Here is a 21,381-nt window from a genome sequence, read left to right on the forward strand (position 1 = left end):
GCGCGGACCGCGCGAAGTCGCCAGGGTTTTGCTCGCGCCGATCACAACCATTTCCGGCGGACGGTGAACACGGTTGCATAGCCGGGTTCAATTTCGACGATCTTTTGGAGCACGAGTGAAATTCCATCGAGGACTGGCGATCCCGGTCCTGGTCGCGGCAGCTGTCGGCCTCACCCTCACGGCCACCGCCTGCGGCAGCGACGACTCCTCCGGCACTGTCGTGAAGATCGGCACCACCGAGAGCAGCCCGGAATGGGATGTCTTCGAGAAGAAGGCCGCCGAGAACGGGATCACGCTGAAGATCACCCGCTACTCGGACTACTCGCAGCCGAACCAGGCGCTGGCGCAGCGGCAGGTGGACGTCAACCTCTTCCAGCACCTGCAGTTCCTCGGACAGTTCAACGAGGCCAACGGCGAGACCCTGACGCCGATCGGGGCGACCCAGGTGGTGCCGCTGGGTCTGTACTCCAGCAAGCACAAGACCCTCGCCGACATCCCGCAGGGCGGCGAGATCGCCATTCCGAACGATCCCACCAACCAGGCGCGGGCGCTGTTCGTCCTGCAGTCGGGCGGCCTGCTGAAGCTGACCGGCGATTCGCGTCAGCCCACCCCCGCCGATGTCGACAAGGCCGCCTCCAAGGTGAAGGTGACCCCCGTCGACGCCGCTCAGACCGCGCTGTCGCTGCAGTCGGTGGACGGCTCCATCATCAACAACACCTTCCTGCAGAAGTCGGGCATCGACCCGAAATCGGCGCTGTACAAGGATGATCCGAACAGCCCCGGCGCGGAACCGTACATCAACGCGTTCGTCACGCGCGCCGAGGACAAGACCAACCCCACCTACCTGAAACTGGTGGAGATCTGGCACGGCCCCGAAGTGCAGGCGGCCGTGCAGGAATCGTCCAAGGGCACCGCGGTCGAGGTGCAGCGCAGCGGACCGGAGCTGGAGCCGATCCTGGCGCGCGTGCAGCAGACCGTGCGTGAGAACAAGTGACCGGCACCGACAGCGCCGCCGCCGCAGTCGAATTCACCTCCGTCAGCAAGGTCTTCCGGGTCGGGAAGCAGGAGCACACGGCGCTCGCGGACGTGGACCTGCGCATCGAGAAGGGCGAGATCTTCGGGGTGATCGGGTATTCGGGCGCGGGGAAGAGCACCCTCGTCCGGCTCATCAACGCCCTCGAAAAGCCGACCAGCGGAACGATTCTCATCTCCGGGGATCCCATCACCGGGGTCTCCGAGTCGCGGGTGCGGCAGTTGCGCCGGGATATCGGCATGGTGTTCCAGCAGTTCAACCTGTTCCGGTCGCGCACCGCGGCCGGGAACATCGAATACCCGCTGAAGGTGGCGGGCTGGAAGCGGGCCGAACGCAAGGCCCGCGTCGCGGAACTGCTGGAGTTCGTGGGCCTTTCGGACAAGGCCACGAGCTACCCGGACCAGCTGTCCGGCGGCCAGAAGCAGCGGGTGGGCATCGCGCGGGCGCTGGCCACCTCGCCCGCGCTGCTGCTCGCCGACGAGGCCACCTCGGCGCTCGACCCGGAAACCACCGGTGAGGTGCTGCGGCTGCTGAAGAAGGTGAACCGGGAACTCGGCGTCACCATCGTGGTCATCACGCACGAGATGGATGTGATCCGCTCGGTGGCCGACCGGGTGGCGGTGCTGGCCGAGGGCCGAATCGTGGAGCTGGCCTACACCTTCGACGTATTCGCCGCACCGCGGGCCGCGCCCACGCGCTCCTTCGTGGAGACGGTGCTGCACAACCGGCCCGACGCCAAGGAGCTGGAACGGCTCGGGGCCAAGTATCCGGGCCGGTTGGTCACCGTGGACGTCGATGACGAGCGGGGTGTGGGCAAGGTGCTGGCGATCGCCGCGCGGGCGGGCGTGAACTTCGAGATCGTGTACGGCGGCGTGAGCACATTGCAGGACAAGACCTTCGGCAGCATCACCCTGGCCCTGGACGGTACGACCGAGGCGGTCGACGGTGTGATCGCGGCGCTCGCGCAAGGCGTCGCACCGGCTGTCGCTGCTGCTACCCCGGCGGCCGCCGCCCCGGCTGCGACATCCACGACAGCCGATGGCTCGGAGAACACGCGGAGGACGGCATGATCACCACCGCGCTCCACCCGAGCATCGCGTCGAACACCGTGAATCTCGCTGCCGTCGAGACGGATTGGGACAAGCTGCGGCCGGTGCTCACCGAGGCCATCGGCACCACCATCTACCTGGTGCTGCTCACCTTCGTGGTGGGCGGCGTCATCGGGCTGGCGCTGGGGACGCTGCTCTACACCACCCGCAAGGGCGGGCTGCTGGCCAACGCGCCGATCAGCGTGGTGCTCAATGTGCTGGTGAACGTGGTGCGGCCGATCCCGTTCATCATCCTGCTCGCGGCGTTGGGGCCGATCACCCTGGAGGTCATCGGCACCACCATCGGCACGGACGCGGCGGCCTTCGTCATGATCGTGGCGGCGTCCTTCGGCATCGCGCGCATCGTCGAACAGAATCTCGTGACCGTCGACCCCGGCGTGATCGAGGCGGCGCGGTCGATGGGCGCGGGGCCGCTGCGGATCATTCTCACGCTGTTGATCCCGGAAGCGCTGGGGCCCTTGGTGCTCGGCTACACCTTCGTGGTCATCGCCATTGTCGACATGTCCGCTATGGCGGGCACCGTGGGCGGCGGGGGACTGGGCGACTTCGCCCTGGTCTACGGCTATCAGCGGTTCGATTGGCAGGTCACGCTGGTGGCGACGCTCATCATCATCGCGGGTGTGCAGGGCATCCAGTTCCTCGGGAACTACCTGGCCCGCAAGGTATTGCGGCGCTGAGCGCTGCTCCCAGCGCCTACGACGCTCGAAACTCCTGCGACGGCTGTTCTCGGCCGGCGCAGGAGTTGGTCGTAGTCAGGGCTATCCGTCCCTCCTCGTCAACGCAGGGTACTGATCCAGCGCCGGGTGTCGGCCGGGTCGATGACGGCGTCCAGCTCCAGGACGGTCGCGGCGGTGAGCGCTTTGCCGCTGTCGTAGGCGGCTTTCACCAGATTGTCGAACACCTCCTGGCGCTGCGCCACGTCCTCGATGGCGGCCAGCTCCTTCGCGAAGCCCAGGCGGACAGCGCCTTCCAGCCCCATGCCGCCGATTTCACCGGTGGGCCAGGCGATCACGAAGCGGGGTGCGCGGAAACTGCCCGCCGCCATGGCCTGTGCGCCGAGGCCGTAGCCCTTGCGCAGGATGATGGTGCCGAACGGGACATCCAACGCGGCCGAGTCGATGAACAGGCGGCTGAACTTGGTGACGGTCGCCTCCTTCTCGGCTTCCGGGCCGACCATGAAACCCGGTGTGTCACAGAGTGAGACGATGGGCAGGCCGTGTTCGCCGCATACGCGCAGGAAGGCGCTGAGCTTCTCGGCGGCCGGAGCGTCGATGGCCCCGCCGAGGTGGTGGCAGTCGTTGGCGATCAAGCCGAACGGGCGGCCCGCCACGCGCACCAGTGCGGTGACCATGCCGGTGCCCCAATCCCGCCGCAGCTCCAGCACCGAGCCGATATCGGCTACGGCCTCGATGGCCTCGCGGATGTCGAAGGCGCGCAAACGGTTCTCCGGCACCACATGCCTGGCCAGACGTGGATCCGGGGCCTGCCAGGCATCCAGTGCGCCCTGGAAATACGACAGGTACCGGCGGGCCAGGTCGACGGCCTCGGCCTCATCGGCGGCGACCACGTGCACCACGCCGTTGCGGCGCTGCACCTCGATCGGGCCGATGTCCTCCGGCGCGTACACGCCGAGTCCGCCGCCCTCGATCATGGCCGGGCCGCCCATACCGATATTCGCGTCGGGGGTGGCGATCACGACGTCGCACATGCCCAGCAGGGCGGCGTTTCCGGCGAAACAGCGGCCGGACACGATGCCGATCAGCGGCACCCTGCCGGACAGGGCGGCCATCGCCCGGAAGGTGGTGACATCCAGCCACGAGATGCCGCCGTGGTCGGTGTCGCCGGGGCGGCCACCACCGCCCTCGGTGAAGAAGACCACCGGAACACGTTGCTCCCGAGCCAGTTCCAGCATGCGATCGGTCTTGGCGTGATTGCGGACGCCCTGTGTCCCGGCCAGCACCGTGTAGTCGTAGGACAGGACCACCGCGCGCGAACGCTCGGGGCCGAACTGTTCGCCGTTGATCGTCGCGAGCCCGGCCACCAGGCCGTCGGCGGGCGTGTTCGCGATGAGGTCCTCGATACCGCGCCGCGCCCGCTGCGCGGCGATACCGAGCCCGCCGTATTCGACGAAGCTGTCCGCATCGACCAGATCGGCGATGTTCTCCCGAGCGGTGCGGCGGCCGAGCCGATGCCGTTTGGCGACGGCCTCGGGGCGGGCCGCGTCCAGCGTCGCCGCCTGCCGGGCTCGCACCTCGGCCAGATCCGCCCGCACGGAATCCAGGTCCACCCCTTCGGATTCGGCCGCCGCGCCGTCATGATCGGCCTCGGCCCAGGTGAGCAGCGCGTCGTGCGGGTCCACCACATCGCCGACGGCCACCACATGCCGCAGCACCCGCAGCGGAGCCTCCGCACGCAGCACATGCTGCATCTTCATGGCCTCCAGCACCGCGATCTCGGCGCCGGCCGCGACCAGTGCCCCGGGCTCGACCAGCCCGACCACGGTCGCGCCCATGGGGGATCGCAGCACACTCGCGGCGGGATCCAGCTCGAGCGGGGTGCCGGAATCCTGTGCTGCCGGTGGCACCGGCGGCTCGTATTCGGCGGCGCGCGTGCGCAGTTCGCTCAGGTGTTCGTCGAACCATGTGGTGGTCACCGGTGCACTGTCCGCGAGGCTGTCCAGCATCGCTCGCAGCAGACCGATATTGGTATCGACCCCGCTCAGTACGGTTTCGCTCAACGCGTCCGAGCAGCGTTGCCGCGCGGCGTGATACGACGGGCCGTGCGCGACGATCTTGGCCAGCAGGGAATCGAACCGCACGCCCTGGCGCATCCCCACGCGCGCAGCGGTTTCCACTCGGACCCCGATGCCCGTCGGCGCGTCGAAGCGGGTGATGGTTCCGCTGCTCGGCAGGATCGCTCCGCCCGCGGTGATCAGTTCGGCATTGACCCGTGCCTGGACGGCGTACCCGCGGGGCTCGCTGGACTCCGGCAGTTCCAGGTCCGCGAGCTTGCGGCCCTGCGCCAAATCCAGTTGCACCGCAACCAGATCGGCACCCGTCACCATCTCGGTCACCGTGTGCTCGACCTGTAGCCGGGGATTCACCTCCAGGAACCACATGTCCGAGGCGGTGACCAGGAACTCGACCGTGATCACGCCCCGGCAGCCGACCGATTCGGCGATCCGCACCGCGTACTCGTGCAGCCGATCCCGCACCGCCGCATCCAGTTTCGGCGCGGGCGCGATCTCGATCAGCTTCTGCTGCCTGCGCTGCACACTGCAATCGCGATCCCCGATCGCCCGCGCCGCACCGCCGTCCGCGACGATCTGCACCTCGATATGCCGTGCGCCGGTGGCCAGTGCCTCGGCGTACACGCTGTCGTCCCCGAACCCCGCCTTCGCTTCGGCGCGGCTGTGTTCCCACACCTCCGTGACCAGCGCCGGATCTCGCAGTACCCGCATGCCGCGCCCACCGCCGCCGGCGGCGGCCTTCACCATCACCCCGCCCGGGTGCGCCGCCAGCAACGCGGCGATCTCCTCCGGCCCGGCCCCGGCTCGCGTGGCCGCAAGCACAGGCACCCCCGCCCGCTCGGCGGCGGCCCGCGCGGCCACCTTGTCCCCGAAAACACGCAGGGTCTCCGGTGACGGCCCCGCGAACTCCAGCCCCGCCGCCGCGCACGCGGCCGCGAAATCGGCACTCTCACTGAGGAACCCGTATCCAGGGTGCACTACCGTCCGGTCATGGCCCCGGGGAAGCTCAACCGATTCGCCGACGGTGAGCTCTGCCGAGGCGGACCCGGTCGACGCGGATCGCAGTGCCGCGCCGGACCCGGCCGATGCGGATCGCACCGCCGCGCCGGATGCAGACCCTGTTCCGGAGACCGGAAACTCTTCTGCCGCATCCGCAGCCGCAGCCGCAGCCGCAGCCGCATCCGCAGCCGGAGCCGCATCCGCAGCCGCAGCCGCAGCAGGAGCCGGAGCCGCAGCCGCAGTCGGAGCTGCAGTCGGAGCCGCAGCCGCAGTCGGAGCTGCATCCGGAGCCGCAGCCGTGCCGTTCGCCGCCGTGACGGCCGCCGCCACCACGGCGTCGATATCGAGATAGGCCGCCGCTCCCTCGCCCGGTAGCTGTACGGCCTGGTCGGCCAGCCGCACCGGCAGGCTCCCCGCCTCCTCGGCGGTATGCAGCACCACCGTCTGCCAGCCGAGTTCCCGCGCCGTCCGCAGCACCCGGACGGCGATTTCGCCACGATTCGCAATCACCACTCGCACGCGGCCCAGTCTGTGCCGCAAACCTCGCGCCGACAATAGGACGCACCGCCGGGGTTATCGGTGCGGGAGGCCGGGCTCAGCCGAACAAGCCGCCCAGGGCGCCGCCGCTGTGGCCGGACTGCTGGCCGCCGCCGGTGCCGCCGATGAGGCCGCCGGGCGGGAGCTCGGAGGGCTGGACCACGACGAAACCGCGGCCGGAGAAGGCGAGGGTGAGGCCCTCGCCGGTGCTGCGGCCCATGAGGCGGCTGAAGCCGAAGGAGTCGTTGCGTTTGATGCCGGTCTGGAGGCTGGAGGACCAGGCGACCGCGGCCTGGGGGTCGGCGTAGGTGGGGGCGTCGACGTTCAGGACCACGGGGTGGCCGTGGGTGGTGATGGCGATGCGGCCGCGCCCGGTGAAGACGCAGTTGAAAAAGCCTGCGTTGCTGGCGTATCCGGCCGCGCCCTGGACGCGTTTGATGTCGTAGCGCAGGCTGGAGTCGAAGGCGAGCACGTTCGAGCCGTTGATGGTGAGGCCGTCGGTGCCGTCCAGGTCGATGGTGTGCACATCGGAGGCGCTGTCGGCCAGGAACAGATCCCCGCGCCCGGTCACCTTCATCAACGGCACGCCCTCACCGGTGAGCCGCTGCTGGATGGCGCGCCCGATGCCGCCGGAGCCGAGCGCCTGAAAGTTCAGATCGCCCTGATACGCCACCATCGACCCGGCGCGCGCCATCACCTCGCCGTTCACGGCGACCTTGATCATCTTCCCGTTCTGCTTCTGGATGCCGACGCCGTTGACCTCGGCATGGCTCGGGCTGAACAGATCGCTCTGCATCGGCTGTGCGCCTCCTTGCTGTGAAGAAAAGCCGGGCGGCTGGCCGCCTGCGGGCTGATAGGGCTGGGACGGGGGCGGCGAATAGCCCGGCGCCGCAGGCGGAGCGGGCGGGAAACCACCCGGCGGCGCACCTGCCGCGGGCTGATAGGGCTGCGGTGCTCCGGGCGGATAGCCGGGCTGCCCTCCTCCCGGCGAATACGGTTGAGGCGGTGAGCCGTAACCGCCACCGGGGCCGGGCTGCGGTGAGAACCCCTGTGCCGGAGCAGGCGCGGGTGTGTACCCGGCCGCGTGGCTCGGCGGGGGCGCGGGAGCAGCCGCTTCGGGTTCGTCGTCGATGTTCACGCCGAAGGCCGTGGCGATGCCCGCCAGGCCGTTGTCGTAGCCCTGCCCGACCGCGCGGACCTTCCACGCGCCCTGGCGGCGGTAGATCTCGACGCACACCACCGCCGTCTCGCTCGTCAGGCCGGTGAGCGGGAAAGTGAGTGTGCCGGAGGGAGATCCGATGGTGGTGGTGAGCGCGCCCGCGGTGGCGAGGGTGGCGGGGCCGCTGCCGTCGAGGCTGGCCGTCACCACCACCTTGTCCACGTCGGGGGGTAGCGCGCTGGTCGTCACGTCGACCATGTCGCCCGCGCCCTGGCCGTGCCGGTAGATCACACCGGGGGCGACGGGCTGGTTGAAGAAGACGAAATCCCCGTCGGACCGGACCTTGCCGTCCGCCCCGAGCAGCAGCGCGGAAACATCCAGCGATGCCGCGCTCGTGACCGTGACCGTCATCCGGTCGGCAGGCACGGGCCGGTTCTCACCGCGAGCCAGCGTCGTCACCGGCAACCACTCCCTCCGCTGAGCAGCCATCCTGTGGCAGCGGGGCAAGCTGTCCGCGCGTCCACGGCTTCCAGTCTGTCCCGAGTTCGCGCAGTACGCTACAACCTCGGCCTAGCGAGACGCGCCCGGTAGCTCGAAGCCGACGATCGCGCCGCCGCCGGGATGGTTGCCGACGTGCACCTGTCCGCCGTGCGCGGCCACCACATCGTGCACGATGGCCAGGCCGAGGCCGGAGCCCGGCGTGGCGCGGGTGGTGTCGGCGCGGTAGAAGCGCTCGAAGACGAATCCGCGGTCGGGCGCGGGGATTCCGGGGCCGTGGTCGCGGACCATCACACCGGTGGCGGTCACCTCGACCTCGATCGGCGTCTCGGGCGGGCTGTACTTGGCGGCATTGTCGAGCAGATTGTCGATGCTCCGGGCAAGGGCACGAGGGCGGCCGTGCACGGTGGCTGTACCGGATTCCTGGGCGGTCGTGTCGGATCCGGTGGCGGTCGTGCCGGATTTCCGGGCGGTCGGGCCGGATCCCGGAGCGGTCGTGCCGGATCTCTGGGCGGTTGTGCCGGATCCCGGAGCGGCCGTGCGCACCGTGATGGACCTGCCGGTGCGTCTGCGGGAGCGGGCCGCGCAGTCCTCGGCCAGTTCGGCGAGGTCGAGGGGGACCGCCTCCTCGGTGGCGTACTGATCCGTGGCCAGGTCGACGAGTTCGCGGACCAGATCGTCCAGGGCGCGGGCTTCGTGGACGAGGGTGGCCAGCACCGTGGTCTCGTCCTCGGGAGCCAGCCGGCCGTTGGCGCGCTGCAGGAGTTCGGCGCTGCCGCGCACCGAGGTGAGGGGGGTGCGCAGCTCGTGCCCGGCGTCCTGGGCCAGGCGTTGCTGCTGGGCGCGGGAAAGGCGCAGTGCCGCAAGCATCGTGTTGAAGTTGCCGGTGAGTTCGCCCACCTCGCCGCGGGATCGGCCGGGGAGGGTGACGGACAGGTCCTGGGTGGTGGCGATGCGGGCGGTGGCGGCGGCCAGGCGGCGGATGGGGCGCAGGATGCCGCCGATGGCCAGCCAGCACAGCAGGGCGGCGGCCGCGAGCGCCGTGCCGGTGATCCAGGCTGTGCGGGTGAGGAATTCGCGGTCCACGCGGGCGATGTCGGAGAGGTTCTGGCTGACCATGACCGCGCCGCCGCCGGGTCTGCCCTTGGTTTGGGTGTGCGAGTGTCCGTCGTCGGAGTCGATGTGCGCCTCGCCCTGTCCGCTGCGCGCGATCTCGCGATCGATATCGGTGACCGGCAGCGGATCCCGGCCCGGCGTGAGGAGGGTGACGGTGCCGTCGGGGTGCACCAGCTGTTCGGTCGTATCCGCGCGCGCGGGTACCGGGGTGTTCGTATCCAGCAGGGCGAGAACGGTATCCACGCGATCGGACAGATTGCGGTCGATCTGGCCGGCGATCACCGGCACCGTGGCCCGATAGGACAGCACCACGGTGATCAGGATGGCGACGGCCGCCGCGCCGACGGCCACGAGAGTGATTCTGGTGCGCAGCATTACGCGTTCCGAATGGTGTAGCCGACATTGCGGACGGTGTGGATCAGGCGGGCCGCCCCGCCCTCCTCGGTCTTGCGGCGCAGGTAGCCGATGTACACATCCAGCGACCGCGATTCGGTGTCGAAGTCGAAGCCCCAGATGTCTTCGTAGATACGGCTTTTCGAGAGCACGATGCGCTCGTTGCGCATGAGCAGTTCCAGTACGTCGAATTCGGTGCGGGTCAGATCGAGCGCCACTTCGCCGCGCCGCACCTCCCGGGTCGCCGGATCCAGGGTCAGATCCGCGACCGTGAGCAGGTGCTGATCCGTCTCCGGCGCGGCCCGCCGCAGCAGGGCGCGCACCCGGGCCAGCAGCTCTTCGATATCGAAGGGCTTGCACAGGTAGTCGTCGGCTCCGGCGTCGAGTCCGGCGACCCGGTCGCCGACCTGGTGCCGCGCGGTGAGCACCAGGATCGGCAGCCGGTTGCCCCTGCGGCGCAGCATCCGGCACAGCGACAGGCCGTCCAGCTCCGGCATCATCACGTCCACCAGCGCCGCATCGGGTTGCTGCTGCTCGATGACGGCCAGGGCGGCCACCCCGTTCTCGGCGAGCACCACCCGGTAGCCCTCGAAGCGCAGCAGCTGATCGAGGGTGCTGCGGACGTTCGGGTCGTCCTCGACGACGAGAATCGTGGCGGCGGACCCGGGTTGCTGGTTGATCACCGGGCTATTCTCCCCGGAGCCCACGGCCCCGGACTCATCGTGTCCGGAACCGTACTGTCCCGCGGCGGCGGTGGCGGTCATGGCAGGCCCGGGGTCACTTCACGACCGGGGTGACCGCGATCGGCGGCACGGCGGCCACGCACTCGCTCGCACCGGGGGTTCCGGTGGCGATGAACTGGCCGATGATGCCCGCCACGCAGCCGCTGGGCTCCATATCCGGCACGTGCCCGGTGTTCGGCACCGAGATGAAGGTGGCACGCGGGAACTTGGCCGCCACCCGCTGACCGTTGGCGTCGGGGGTGATGGCGTCGAGGTCGCCGGAGATCACCAGCACGGGCACGTCCGGCAGGGCGGTGCGCACGTCGGCCGGACGCGTCAGGCCGTTGGCGGGCCAGCCGAGGCAGGCGTCGCCGCCGTCCCGCTGACCGCCCGAGAATCCGGCGGCACTGAACGCGCCGATGGTCCCGGCCTGGTCGAGGGCCTGGCGGTACTGCTGTTCCCGTTGCGGCACAGTCGCGTTCGGCGACCAGAGGGTGCCGTAGTCGTTGCAGGCCACGGTCATGTACAGGTCGATGTTCTCGTAGCTCGGCGCGGCGGTGGCCTGAACGGTCCACTGCCGCAACGGTTCGTCGTCGCCCTGCGCCGCCGCGTGCAGGACCGCGGGCGCCGCGCCCAGCAGGGTCGGTGCGGCCGGGTTCATGCCGACCTCGGAGGTCCCGGTCTCGAACAGCAGGCTCGCGAGCTTCTTCTCGTCCAGGCGCACCGGCGCGTCGCCGCCCACCTCGAGGGGCCGCTCCCGCAGTCGGGCGGCCACGGTCTTCAGATCCGAGACGGCGGTCTCGCCGTCGCAGGCCCCGCTGCGCTCGCAGATACGCTGCAGAGCGGTCGAAACCGCCTCCGCGTTGGGCCGGTTCAAGGTGTCGAACTCCCACGGGTACGCACCCGAGAGCACCATGGACTGCACGCTGTCCGGGTGCCGCTGCGCGTAGATCGGCATCAGGTAGGTGCCGTAGGAGATCCCGTACAGCACGAGTTTGCGAACACCCAGGTGCTCGCGCACCGCGTCGAAATCGTCGGCGGTCGCGGCCGAGGTGTAGCCGAGCGCCTTCTCCCCGATCCGCTCACCGCAGCGGGTCACCATGTCCCGCTGCTGTTCTCGGGTGCCGAGCTGGTAAACCCGTTCGTCCGCACCGCAATCCAGGGCGCTGGACTCCCCGGTCCCGCGCGGATCGATCAGCAGCAGGTCATGACTGTCCAGCAGCGGCCCCATCATCGCCACCGCCTCCGGCGCGTGCGAGATCAACGGCACACCCGGCCCACCGGGATTCGGCGTGATCGTCCCCGCTGCCGGGGCGGCGGTATCGCTGCGCTGCACTCGCGCGTACGCCACGGAGATCTCGCCGAGATCCGCCCGCCCGTCCACCAGCGGCCGGGAGATCGTCCCGCAGTCCACCCGATGTCCCGGCACGGTCGGACACCACGCGGGCGTGGCCGCCGCCGTGTCACCGCTCCCGCATGCCGTGAGAACCCCTGCCAGTGTCGCCGCGGCCAGTGCCGCGCTCACCGTCGCTGCCAATCCCTTGCGCTTCGTCATGACAGTGATCTAAATCGGCCCACGTCAGGCCCCTGCCAAAGCAATGACAAAGGAATGTAAGAAGATCACGGCGCACGAAAAAGGCGCGCTCCCGGGTGGGGAAGCGCGCCTTGTCGGGGGACCGAGCTCAGAGGCTGACCGGGTACACCGGCTCCTGGATCTCCGGCTTGATCCGGTGCTCCACGAAGATTCCGTGCCAGATCATGAACACCAGCAGCGTCCACAGTCGCCGGCTGTGATCCAGCGGCCCGGTGCGGTGCTCCTCCAGCATGGCCAGGACGGCCGCCTTGTTCAGCAGGTGATCGGTCTGCGAGTCGGTGATCTGCTGGCGCGCCCAGTCGTAGAGCTCCGGTCCGCGCAGCCAATGCCGCAGCGGCACCGGGAATCCCAGCTTGGCGCGGTTGAGCACATGCGGCGGCACGATATCGGTGAGCGCCTGGCGCAGCGCGTACTTGGTGGTGTCCTTGGTGATCTTCTGCTCGAACGGGATCTTCTCCGCGACCCGGAAGACCTCCGAATCCAGGAACGGCACCCGCAGCTCCAGCGAGTTGGCCATGGTCATCTTGTCGGCCTTGACCAGGATGTCGCCGCGCAGCCAGGTGAACAGGTCCAGATGCTGCATGCGCGCGACCGGATCCCAATCCCGGCCCTGCATGCCGTAGATGGGCGCGGTGACGTCCTGATGCGTCCACTCGGGGCGGAATTCCCGCAGTACGGAACGCAATTGGGCGTCGTTGAAGCTGCGGGCGTTGCCGTAGTAGCGCTCTTCGATGGTCAGCGAGCCGCGGTGCAGCAGGCTCTTGCCGCGCTTGCCCTCCGGAATCCGGTCCGACAGCTTCCCGGCCAGCTTGCGCAGACCCTTGGGCAGATACTCGAACGGCTTGAGCGACAGCGGTTCCCGGTAGATGGTGTAGCCGCCGAACAGCTCGTCTGCGCCCTCGCCCGAGAGCACCACCTTGACGTGCTTGCGGGCCTCCTTGGCCACGAAGTACAGCGGCACCAGCGCCGGGTCGGCCACGGGTTCGTCCAGGTACCAGACGATTTCGGGGATGGCCCCGGCGAAGTCCTCGGGGCTCACCGTGCGGATGAAATGCTTCGCGCCGATGGCCTCGGCGGTCTCGGCGGCCACATCCGCCTCCGAGTAGCCCTCCCGCTCGAAGGCCGAGGTGAAGGTGAGCAGGTTCGGATTGTGCCGGATGGCAAGGGCCGCAATGGCGGTGGAGTCGATGCCGCCGGACAGGAACGAGCCGACGGTGACATCGGCGCGCATGTGCTTGGCCACCGAGTCCTCGAGCGCCTCGGCGATCTCCCGGTAGCGATTGGCGGCGGTGTTCGGCCGCTGCGACGCCGGGCGCGGATTGGTGGTGGGGGCCTGCGCGGTCACGTCACCCGGCTTGGGGAAGGGCGCGACCCGGAACTGCGGGTTGAAGTAGCGGGTCACCCGCGGCTTCTCGCCCGGTTCGATCCAGGCGTAGCAACCGGATTCGAGGCGGCGGATGTCCTTGTGCAGGGTCTCCGGCTCGGGCACGTACTGCAGCACCGTGTAGTGCTCGAGCGCGCGCGGATCCAGGGCGTCCGAAAGCTCCAGCGCCGGAAGCAGTTCCAGCAGGCTCTTCTTCTCGCTAGAGAAGGCGGTGCCGCCCGCGCCGGTGGCGATGAACAGCGGCTTGATGCCGAACGGGTCGCGCGCGATGAACAGTTTGTTCAGCTCGGTATCCCAGATGGCGAAGGCGAACATGCCGCGCAACTTGCTCGGGGCCTTGGCCCCCCAGTAGTGGAAGGCCGCCACGATGGCCTCGGAGTCGCCCTCGGTGCGGAACATGGGTTCGTCGCCGAACTCCGCGCCGTGCTCGGCGGCCAGCTCCTCGCGCAACTCCAGGTAGTTGTAGATCTCGCCATTGAAGGTGAGCGCGTAGCGTTCCCGGTTCTCCGGCGGGCCCCACCGCAGCGGCTGATGCGAATGCTCGATGTCGATGATCGAGAGGCGGTTGAAACCGAAGATCATCCGATCGTCGTTCCAGGTGCCCTTCTCATCGGGGCCGCGGTGGCGCTGGCAGTGCAGTGCCTCGTATACCTCTGCGGCGGTGGTTTCGACGGTCCGCCCATCGGAGGAAGTTGCCGTGGAAGCTGTCAGAAATCCGAGCAGACCACACACTTGGCCGAGAACCTCGTTTCCGGAGTCGGGGACGCGAAACTTACCGCCCGAGTATGCCGCACCCGCGCTGATCCCGCTGCGGCGCATCAGGTTCGCGGCCCGCCTCGATCTGGACTGACGGAGCGGGGGAGCGAAGCGGAGGAGCGGAGGAGGGAAGATCGAGGTAACAGGGCCGCGAACACGCCCGGAGCGAAGCGGAGGGCAATTAGGCCCCGTGTCGAATGCGACCCGATCGCGATGTCGTGCCTGGTTTGGTCTACGCTGCGTAGTACTCGGGAACTCCCGGGGTCGATCGTGCGTTGCGCACGACCGGTCCCAGAGCTCCCAAACGTGCTGAATATGTGTCGCCCAGCCCACGGAGCTCGGGCGACGCCGAGTCGGATAGACGACCAGGAAGGCGTTGAGCGTGGCGCACAAGGCGAGCGAAGCGATAGGGGCACGACCCGCCCAGGGTCGGCATGGCCGTATCCTTCGCCGGGCCGGGCTTGCGGTGTCCCTCGGGATCACCGCGATGCTCGTCTCCGGCTGCAACATCGACAACGAGGTGCTGCGGTTCGGCTGGCCTTCGGGCGTCACGCCGCAGGCCACCCGGATGCGTGAACTGTGGACCTGGTCGGTCATCGCCGCGCTGGCGATGGGCGTGCTGGTGTGGGGTCTGACCTTCTGGACCGTCGCGTTCCACCGCAAGAAGGCGAACTCGCCGGAGTTCCCGCGGCAGACCGGTTACAACGTGCCGCTCGAGCTGAGCTACACGGCCATTCCGTTCGTCATCATCGCGGTGCTGTTCTACTTCACCGTCGTCGTGCAGAACTACGTGCACGAGAAGGTCGACAACCCGGATGTCGTGGTCGATGTGACCGCGTTCCAGTGGAACTGGAAGTTCGGCTACCAGAAGGTCGATCTCAAGGACGGCTCGCCGGTCTACAACGGTGTCGACGAGTCCCGTCAGGCGCTGAACGCCAAGATCAAGACCGAGTGCCTCGAGCGCAAGAACGAGGAGGGCCACGAGCAGCCCTGCCCGAACAACGGTCTGCCGTCCAACGACATCTCGTACCTGAACTACGACCTGGTCGAGACCGTCGGCACCTCCAACGAGGTTCCGGTCCTCGTCCTGCCGACCGGTAAGAACATCGAGTTCCAGCTGGCCGCCGCGGACGTCATCCACTCCTTCTGGGTGCCGGAGTTCCTGTTCAAGCGCGACGTGATGCCGAACCCGAAGCAGAACAACTCGGACAACATCTTCCAGATCACCAAGATCGAGAAGGAAGGCGCGTTCGTCGGCCGCTGCGCCGAGATGTGCGGCACCTTCCACTCGATGATGAACTTCGAGGTTCGCGCGGTCTCGCCGGAGAACTTCAAGATCTACCTGAAGGCCCGCCAGGACGGTAAGACCAACGCGGAGGCGCTGGCCAGCATCGGCGAGTCGCCGGTGGCCACCAGCACCAAGCCGTTCAACACCGACCGCACCGCGCGCGGCGCGGGTCTCACCGAAGCCAAGTGAGGACTGAACTGACATGAAGGTCGAAGCTCGCATCTTCGAACTGATCACGATCTTCTTCGTGCTCGTGGCCGTCGTGTACGGCTACTTCACCGCCCAGTCCCGTACCGGCATCGAGTGGGCGGGCACCACCGCCATCGTGCTGTCGGCGGGCCTGTCGCTGATCGTGGCCACCTACTTCCGCTTCGTCGCCCGTCGCCTGGACCTGCGTCCCGAGGACTACGAAGAGGCGGAGATCGTGGACGGCGCCGGCGACCTGGGCTTCTTCTCGCCCGGTTCGTTCTGGCCCATCCTGCTGGCCGCCGCCGGCTCCGTGGCCGCCCTCGGCTTCGCGTTCTTCCAGTACTGGCTGATCGCCATCGGCGTGATCCTGATCCTGGTCGCTGCCGCGGGCCTGGTGTTCGAGTACCACCTCGGCCCCGAGAAGCACTGAGCTCATAGCCGAAAGCGAAGCGCCCCACCGGAACTCCGGTGGGGCGCTTCGCTGTTTGTGGAGATTCCGCGTGCTTTATCGGGATTCGCAGCGGTATCGACACGCGAGTGGCACTGTGGGCGGGGCGTGAGAGGAAACGGTCGGTATGCGCCGCTTTGCTTTGGCCCGCTGGACATTTCGGGCCGTCGGGATCGTGGTCACGATCGCCTTCCTGGTGGGTGCGGCGCGCCTGGTGTGGCCGCAGCCCGGCGTCGACGAGCAGCCCGCCGACACCTACCGGCAGCTGGCCTTCGTGCGGGCGGCGATCGACCGGGGCGCGGATGTGTCTGCGCAGCAGCAGTTTCCGGAGGGATACTTCTTCCTGAACGCGCTGTACGGGCTCGCCTGGGTGCAGGCCGGTCGCACCGATCCGAGCCGCCGGGACGAGGCGTTGCGCGAATCTCGGTGGGCGCTGCAACGATTGGAATCCGAGCAGGGCCGCGCGGCCTTCGACCCGTCGCTGCGCCCCGGCCACGGCATCTTCTGGGCGGGCTGGACGAACTGGCTGCACGGCGCGATCCTCACCCTCGGCGGCACCTGGGATGCCGAGGACGTGTGGCGGTTCAGCGACCGCAGCGCCGAGATCGCCCGCGCCTTCAAAGCCTCCGAAACCCCGTTCCTGGAGGCCTATCCCGGCCAGGCCTGGCCCGTCGACTCCACGGTCGCCATCGCCTCGCTGCGCCTGCACGATCGGCTGCTGGGAACCTGGTTCGACGGCGTCGCCGTCCGCTGGCTGGCCGCCGTTCGCCAACGCCTGGATCCCGCGACCGGCCTACTGCCGCACCAGGTCTCGCCCAAGGACGGCAGCCTGCTGGAGAGCGCCCGAGCCACCTCCCAAACCGTGATCCTCCGCTTCCTCCCGGAGATCGACCCCGACTTCGCGAAGTCCCAATACCAGAACTTCCGAGCCCGATTCCTCTCCTACCCGGCCGGTTTCGGCCCCGCCATCCGCGAATACCCCGAAGGCACCGACGGTCCGGGCGATGTCGACTCCGGCCCGCTGCTCGCCGGAATCAGCCTGTCCGCCACCGTCGTCGGCCTCGGCGCGGCCCGCGTCAACGGCGACACCAGCCTCGCCACGGCCCTGGGCTCCGCCGGTGAACTCCTCGGCGCACCGCTCACCCTCCCCGGCACCAAACGCTACGCCCTGGGCCTGCTCCCGATCGGCGACGACTTCCTGGTCTGGTCCGCCACCGCTCGCCCGCTCGTCGCGGCCCAACCGACCGGTGACAGCGACCTGCCGTGGTGGTGGCGCGTGCCCTGGCTCGCGCTGCTGACGGCCGGCGCCCTGACCCCTTGGCTGCGCCCGCTGTACGTGGTGCTGCGACGCAAGACCACGCGGTAAAGGCTTGCGCGACTGTGTCCATCGCCGCACGGAAAGGCTGTGTCCGCCGCCGCACGGAAAGGCCGCGTCTTTCGCCGCACAGAAAGGCGGGACGGCCCGTCGGCCGCCCCGCCTTCCCCTCATCGGTTACCGAAAGCTGCACAGCCCTTGCGGGTTTTCCGTGCCGGTCGAAAGTCAGATTCCCAGTGCGTGTTTCAGGCGCAGGGTGGAGCGGGGAGCCATATTGGCCAGGCCCACCAGGGCGCGGGGGAGGCGCGGCGGCTGGACGTGCGCCGGGCGGGTGCGGATGGCGGTCGCTATCCAGCCCGCGGCCTCGTCGGCATCCGGGACCGTGTGGTCCGGGGCCGGGTAGTGGACCGTGCTGACGTGGATGCCGCGCGGTGAGAGCTCCGCGTCGGCGCATTGGCCGAAGGTGGTCCAGGCGGCCTGGGAGCTGGCGTAGGAGGCGAAATTCGGTGCGGCGCCGGTGGTCAGGCTCCACGGACCCACATTGACGACGTGGCCGGAGCCGCCCGCGAGCATGGCGGGCAGCAGTCCCAGGGTGAGGCGGAGGGGGCCGAAGTAGTTGGCGGCCATCATGCGCTGGTAGTCGCGGAAGCGGTCCAGGGATTGCAGGACCGGGCGGCGCATGGGGCGGCCCGCGTTGTTGATCAGAACGTCGATGCTGTCGAATTCGGTGAGCAGCCATTCCACCAGCTGGTCGACATCTCCCAGCGCGGAGATATCGCACCGGAACCAGTGCGCGCGGCCGCCGGATTCGGTGATGGCGCAACACTCTTCGGCCAGGGGGCCGCCGTGTCGCGCCACGAGTAAGACTTCGGCCCCGTGGGCCGCGAGTAATCGGGCGGTGGCGCGACCTATGTCGGAGAGGGCATCGGTGATGACTATCCGTTTGCCCGCAATCACTTCGGCCGGACGGGGTCGGCGGGCTGAACCCGCGCGGAATTCGATCATGGGACAGGCAACCTTCACACGCGAACGAGCTGAACCATGCACCGGCCCCCGACGGCCGAAGCTGTGTCATCCAGCGGGCAGGGTGGTGTCGCGGCCTAGCTGCTACCTGTTTGCTGGATCGTAGTGGAACACATTCTAAACGGTCGGGTCGTACCGGCGGGCGCGTTCGGTGGTGCAGATCTCGTCGATTCCGGAAACGATGTCCCGCAACAGTTCCGAGGGCAGCGCGGCCGGGCGCAGGCGGCAGGTGAAGGTGATGAAACCGTGGTCCTCGTTATCGAGTTCGCGCAGGTAGCGGGACCGCACGCCGTAGGTGAGGGCGGAGATCACGGTGAAGCAGCCGGTGCGCTCGCGGTGCCCGGAGAACAGATCGTGCAGGCCGTGGAACACCCGCGGATACGTCGACAGCGGCGCGAAAACCGAGATGCGGTAGGCCGGTCCGCGCTCCGAATGGGAGATGACGGTGTCGGCCAGGTACTCGGCGTCGCGCAGGGTCAGCACCTTCGGGGCGAACATGAGCGCGCCCGCCGCGGCATTGCGCACCGGCATGCCCGCGCGGCCGCTGGCCGAGGAGGCGATGGCGCCCAAGGACTTTCGCGCACGGGCGCCGACCTCCCGGCGGGCCCGCAGCGACAGATTCGGTTCGGTCGGGTACAGGCTCGACCACTGCCCGAAGCGGACGGTGCCGAGCTGGACGTGCCCGGTGCCGACCGGTCGGGAAACTTTCAGCGGTGCGGTATCCACCCAGCGGCCCACCTGCAGCATCGCGTCACCTGGCGACTGGATCTCCTTGAACGACTGCTCCACGAAGGTGTCGAAATCCAGGAAGCGGTGCGCGTCCGAGGTGAGCCAGGTGCGGTCCTTGTCGATATCGGCGACCTCGAGCGTCAGGGCCGTGATGATCCCGGTGCGCCCGCCGCCGCCCAGGATCCGCCGGAACCGCTCGGTGTGATGCGTACGCCCGCAGGTGCCGAAACGCCCGTCCTGATCGACGTATTCGAGCTCCACCACATTGTCGCTGAACAGGCCGAAGCGATGCGAGGCCGTCGACAGTCCACCCACTGCCGCGAACCCGCCCGCCGTGATCTCCCGATGATCGCCGACGATGGGCAGCCCCAGCCCGTGCGCCCCCAGCGTGCGATCGATATCCGACAGGCGCGCCCCCGCCTGCACCCGGACCGTGTGCGCGTCGGCGTCGACGACCTGCACCCGGTTCATCTTTCGCATACTCAGCACCGCACCCTGCTCCGGCGGTGCGAGCTCCTCGTCCGGCAGTTCCCCGCCCCGGATGATCAGCGGTTTCGTGGACTTTCGCGAATCCCGAACGGTACGAACCACATCCGCCGTATCGCGCGGCAGAAATTCTTCGGAGAGGGTGGAGACGGGCGTGCTCATGGCGCTACAGCTAACCACACTCACGCCCGTTCTGCTCGTGCTTGCCGGGGGTCTCAGTGAGCGGGGGAGAGCCGTTTCGTGAACAGCACGTTTCCGGTCGAATCACACAGGTTCACTGTGAGTTCGCGGGACTTCCCGTCGATGCGCACCTCACCGAAATGCTGATAGGCCCCATCCAGCGGAGACGAGTTCTGCACCGGCGGCGCGTGCACGAACACCGCCTCCGGGCCGAAGGTCGCGTCCAGGTCGTTCGGGCCGAACGCACCCGCGTTCAACGGGCCCGAGACGAACTCCCAGAATTCATCGAAGTCCTTGTACGCGGCCCGCTCCGGCGAATAATGGTGTGCCGCTGTGTAATGCACGTCGGCGGTGAGCCACACCACGCCCGCCACCCGGTTGGACCTGATGGCCGACAGCACCGTCGCGATCTCGGTCTCGCGGCCGGACGGCGCACCCGGATCACCATTGGCCACCGCCTCGAACGCGGTGCGGTCCTTCTGCTCACCGTCCTTGACGATCAGGCCCAGCGGCAAATCATTGGCGACGATCTTCCAGGTGGCTGTGGAATCGCGCAGCCCGTCGATGAGCCACCGGGTTTGCGCCGCGCCCAGGATCCTGCCCTCGGGTGAGCGGTTCTCGTCGTTGGCGTCCTTGTAGGTACGCATATCGAGCACGAACACATCGAGCAGCGGGCCGTAGGAGACCTTGCGATACAGCCTGCCGTCCACGGCCTCCCGCGGCTCCACCGGCATCCACTCGTGGAAGGCCCGCCAGGCGCGGGTGGCGAGGGTGTCCATCGAGCGTTCGGTGTAACCCTGCTTGGCCGCGGGCACCTGACCGCCCGGGTACCAGTTGTTGACCGTCTCGTGGTCGTCCCATTGCACGATCTGCGCGACCGAAGCATTGAACCTGCGATAGTTCTCGTCGATCAGGTTGTAGGCGTAGTTGCCGCGGAACTGGTCCAGGGTCTGCGCCACAGCGCTTTTCGCCTCCGAGGTGACATTCTTCCAAACCCGCTGGTCCGGCAGGGTGACCGAGGCCTGGATCGGATTGTCCGCGTAGATGGAGTCACCGGAGTGCAGGAACAGGTGCGGATCGCGCGCGGCCATGGCGGAGAAGATCTTCATCCCGCCCAGATCCGGATTGATGCCGTACCCCTGTCCGACCACGTCACCCGACCACAGCAGCGTGATATCCGACGACGCGGCCGGCACGGTGCGGAAGACGCCGGTCAGCGCCTCCGACGTCGCGCCGCCCTCGCCCTCGAGGGTGACCCGGTAGTGCACCTGCTGCCCGGCGGGCAGACCGTTGATCCGCACCCGGCCGGTACCGTCCGAATCCGGGGTGAGCAGGGGACCTTCGAAACGCTTGGCGTCGGTGAACGATTCGGTGGCGGCGGTCTCCACGATCAGCTTCGCGGGCCGGTCCGACCGCGCCCAGATCAGCGCGCCGTCACTGCGCGGGTCGCCGACGGCGACACCGTGCGTGAGCGTCGGCCGCTGTAACACCAGTCCCGGACCGCTCTCCTTCGAGCAGGCGGCCAGCGCGGGTACGACCACCAGCCCGGCGGCGGAGGCCCGCAGCAGCGTGCGGCGCGAGAGGGACGAAGATTCATACGATGATCCGACAGCCATGCGCCCGACCTTTCAGCAACCAGATCAACTTCTGCTGAACCGCGCCGGACCGCTCAGC

General features: G+C 68.6%; 15 protein-coding genes. 6 read left to right on the forward strand and 9 right to left on the reverse strand.

All coding sequences use genetic code 11. From position 1 onward, the window contains the following. The first annotated feature begins 115 nt into the window (after positions 1–115). Genes JK358_RS25280 through JK358_RS25290 form a run of 3 tightly spaced genes read left to right on the forward strand, consistent with a single transcriptional unit; the run spans position 116 to position 2,819 of the window. Positions 116–994, forward strand: coding sequence for a MetQ/NlpA family ABC transporter substrate-binding protein (locus JK358_RS25280; protein ID WP_201951594.1), 879 nt, complete (start codon positions 116–118; stop codon positions 992–994). After that, positions 991–2,103: a methionine ABC transporter ATP-binding protein gene (locus JK358_RS25285; protein WP_201951597.1), complete on the forward strand. Its 1,113-nt coding sequence runs from the start codon at positions 991–993 to the stop codon at positions 2,101–2,103. Before JK358_RS25280 ends, JK358_RS25285 begins: the two co-directional genes overlap by 4 nt. After that, positions 2,100–2,819 carry a methionine ABC transporter permease gene (locus JK358_RS25290; protein WP_201951600.1) on the forward strand — a complete coding sequence of 240 codons (720 nt, stop codon included), beginning with the start codon at positions 2,100–2,102 and terminating at the stop codon, positions 2,817–2,819. Before JK358_RS25285 ends, JK358_RS25290 begins: the two co-directional genes overlap by 4 nt. A gap of 98 nt (positions 2,820–2,917) precedes the next feature. Here JK358_RS25290 and JK358_RS25295 read toward each other — a convergent pair whose 3' ends face one another. From JK358_RS25295 to asnB, 6 genes are all read right to left on the reverse strand, one after another. After that, complete coding sequence (locus tag JK358_RS25295) at positions 2,918–6,409, reverse strand: acetyl-CoA carboxylase family protein (protein ID WP_307817728.1); 3,492 nt, start codon at positions 6,407–6,409, stop codon at positions 2,918–2,920. A 76-nt stretch (positions 6,410–6,485) separates the two neighbouring features. Further along, positions 6,486–7,997 (reverse strand): AIM24 family protein, encoded by a 1,512-nt coding sequence (locus tag JK358_RS25305; protein WP_201952549.1) that lies wholly within the window; start codon positions 7,995–7,997, stop codon positions 6,486–6,488. Positions 7,998–8,156: 159 nt separating this feature from the next. Then, positions 8,157–9,575 carry a HAMP domain-containing sensor histidine kinase gene (locus JK358_RS25310; RefSeq protein WP_201951602.1) on the reverse strand — a complete coding sequence of 473 codons (1,419 nt, stop codon included), beginning with the start codon at positions 9,573–9,575 and terminating at the stop codon, positions 8,157–8,159. Further along, the gene (locus JK358_RS25315; protein WP_307817766.1) at positions 9,575–10,243 is read right to left on the reverse strand and encodes a response regulator transcription factor; all 669 of its coding nucleotides are present in this window, start codon (positions 10,241–10,243) and stop codon (positions 9,575–9,577) included. The genes JK358_RS25310 and JK358_RS25315 overlap by 1 nt, the downstream gene beginning before the upstream one ends. A 127-nt stretch (positions 10,244–10,370) precedes the next feature. Continuing rightward, entirely contained in the window at positions 10,371–11,870 is a 1,500-nt protein-coding gene (locus JK358_RS25320) for an alpha/beta fold hydrolase (protein ID WP_201951608.1), read from the reverse strand. Positions 11,871–11,997: 127 nt separating this feature from the next. Further along, positions 11,998–14,025, reverse strand: a complete 2,028-nt coding sequence (asnB, locus tag JK358_RS25325; RefSeq protein ID WP_201951611.1) for an asparagine synthase (glutamine-hydrolyzing) — start codon at positions 14,023–14,025, stop codon at positions 11,998–12,000. 511 nt (positions 14,026–14,536) lie between these two features. Here asnB and ctaC point away from each other — a divergent pair. From ctaC to JK358_RS25340, 3 genes are all read left to right on the forward strand, one after another. Further along, positions 14,537–15,526: an aa3-type cytochrome oxidase subunit II gene (ctaC, locus tag JK358_RS25330; RefSeq protein WP_201951614.1), complete on the forward strand. Its 990-nt coding sequence runs from the start codon at positions 14,537–14,539 to the stop codon at positions 15,524–15,526. Between the two features lie 13 nt (positions 15,527–15,539). Continuing rightward, positions 15,540–15,956, forward strand: coding sequence for a cytochrome c oxidase subunit 4 (locus JK358_RS25335; RefSeq protein ID WP_201951616.1), 417 nt, complete (start codon positions 15,540–15,542; stop codon positions 15,954–15,956). 145 nt (positions 15,957–16,101) lie between these two features. Next, complete coding sequence (locus tag JK358_RS25340; protein ID WP_201951618.1) at positions 16,102–17,340, forward strand: hypothetical protein; 1,239 nt, start codon at positions 16,102–16,104, stop codon at positions 17,338–17,340. A 174-nt stretch (positions 17,341–17,514) separates the two neighbouring features. On the opposite strand, the gene JK358_RS25345 is transcribed toward JK358_RS25340, so the two are convergent. The 3 genes from JK358_RS25345 to JK358_RS25355 form a co-directional block, all read right to left on the reverse strand. After that, a complete protein-coding gene (locus JK358_RS25345; protein ID WP_201951621.1) occupies positions 17,515–18,294 on the reverse strand; it encodes an SDR family NAD(P)-dependent oxidoreductase in 780 nt (259 codons plus the stop codon). A 135-nt stretch (positions 18,295–18,429) separates the two neighbouring features. Beyond that, positions 18,430–19,689, reverse strand: coding sequence for an FAD-binding oxidoreductase (locus JK358_RS25350; RefSeq protein ID WP_201951623.1), 1,260 nt, complete (start codon positions 19,687–19,689; stop codon positions 18,430–18,432). Between the two features lie 53 nt (positions 19,690–19,742). Further along, positions 19,743–21,323: an alkaline phosphatase D family protein gene (locus tag JK358_RS25355; RefSeq protein WP_201951627.1), complete on the reverse strand. Its 1,581-nt coding sequence runs from the start codon at positions 21,321–21,323 to the stop codon at positions 19,743–19,745. Positions 21,324–21,381 lie beyond the last annotated feature (58 nt).

Source organism: Nocardia acididurans (genome assembly GCF_016741815.1).
In the GTDB taxonomy this organism is placed as follows: Bacteria; Actinomycetota; Actinomycetes; order Mycobacteriales; family Mycobacteriaceae; genus Nocardia; species Nocardia acididurans.

Bases quoted from the DNA above. Each gene is read 5' to 3' on its own strand.
- JK358_RS25355 (WP_201951627.1), bottom strand. From the start codon at position 21,323: ATGGCTGTCGGATCATCGTATGAATCTTCGTCCCTCTCGCGCCGCACG.
- ctaC (WP_201951614.1), top strand. From the start codon at position 14,537: ATGCTCGTCTCCGGCTGCAACATCGACAACGAGGTGCTGCGGTTCGGC.
- JK358_RS25320 (WP_201951608.1), bottom strand. From the start codon at position 11,870: ATGACGAAGCGCAAGGGATTGGCAGCGACGGTGAGCGCGGCACTGGCC.
- JK358_RS25310 (WP_201951602.1), bottom strand. From the start codon at position 9,575: ATGCTGCGCACCAGAATCACTCTCGTGGCCGTCGGCGCGGCGGCCGTC.
- JK358_RS25340 (WP_201951618.1), top strand. From the start codon at position 16,102: ATGCGCCGCTTTGCTTTGGCCCGCTGGACATTTCGGGCCGTCGGGATC.
- JK358_RS25290 (WP_201951600.1), top strand. From the start codon at position 2,100: ATGATCACCACCGCGCTCCACCCGAGCATCGCGTCGAACACCGTGAAT.
- JK358_RS25305 (WP_201952549.1), bottom strand. From the start codon at position 7,997: ATGACGGTCACGGTCACGAGCGCGGCATCGCTGGATGTTTCCGCGCTG.
- JK358_RS25345 (WP_201951621.1), bottom strand. From the start codon at position 18,294: ATGATCGAATTCCGCGCGGGTTCAGCCCGCCGACCCCGTCCGGCCGAA.
- JK358_RS25350 (WP_201951623.1), bottom strand. From the start codon at position 19,689: ATGAGCACGCCCGTCTCCACCCTCTCCGAAGAATTTCTGCCGCGCGAT.
- JK358_RS25335 (WP_201951616.1), top strand. From the start codon at position 15,540: ATGAAGGTCGAAGCTCGCATCTTCGAACTGATCACGATCTTCTTCGTG.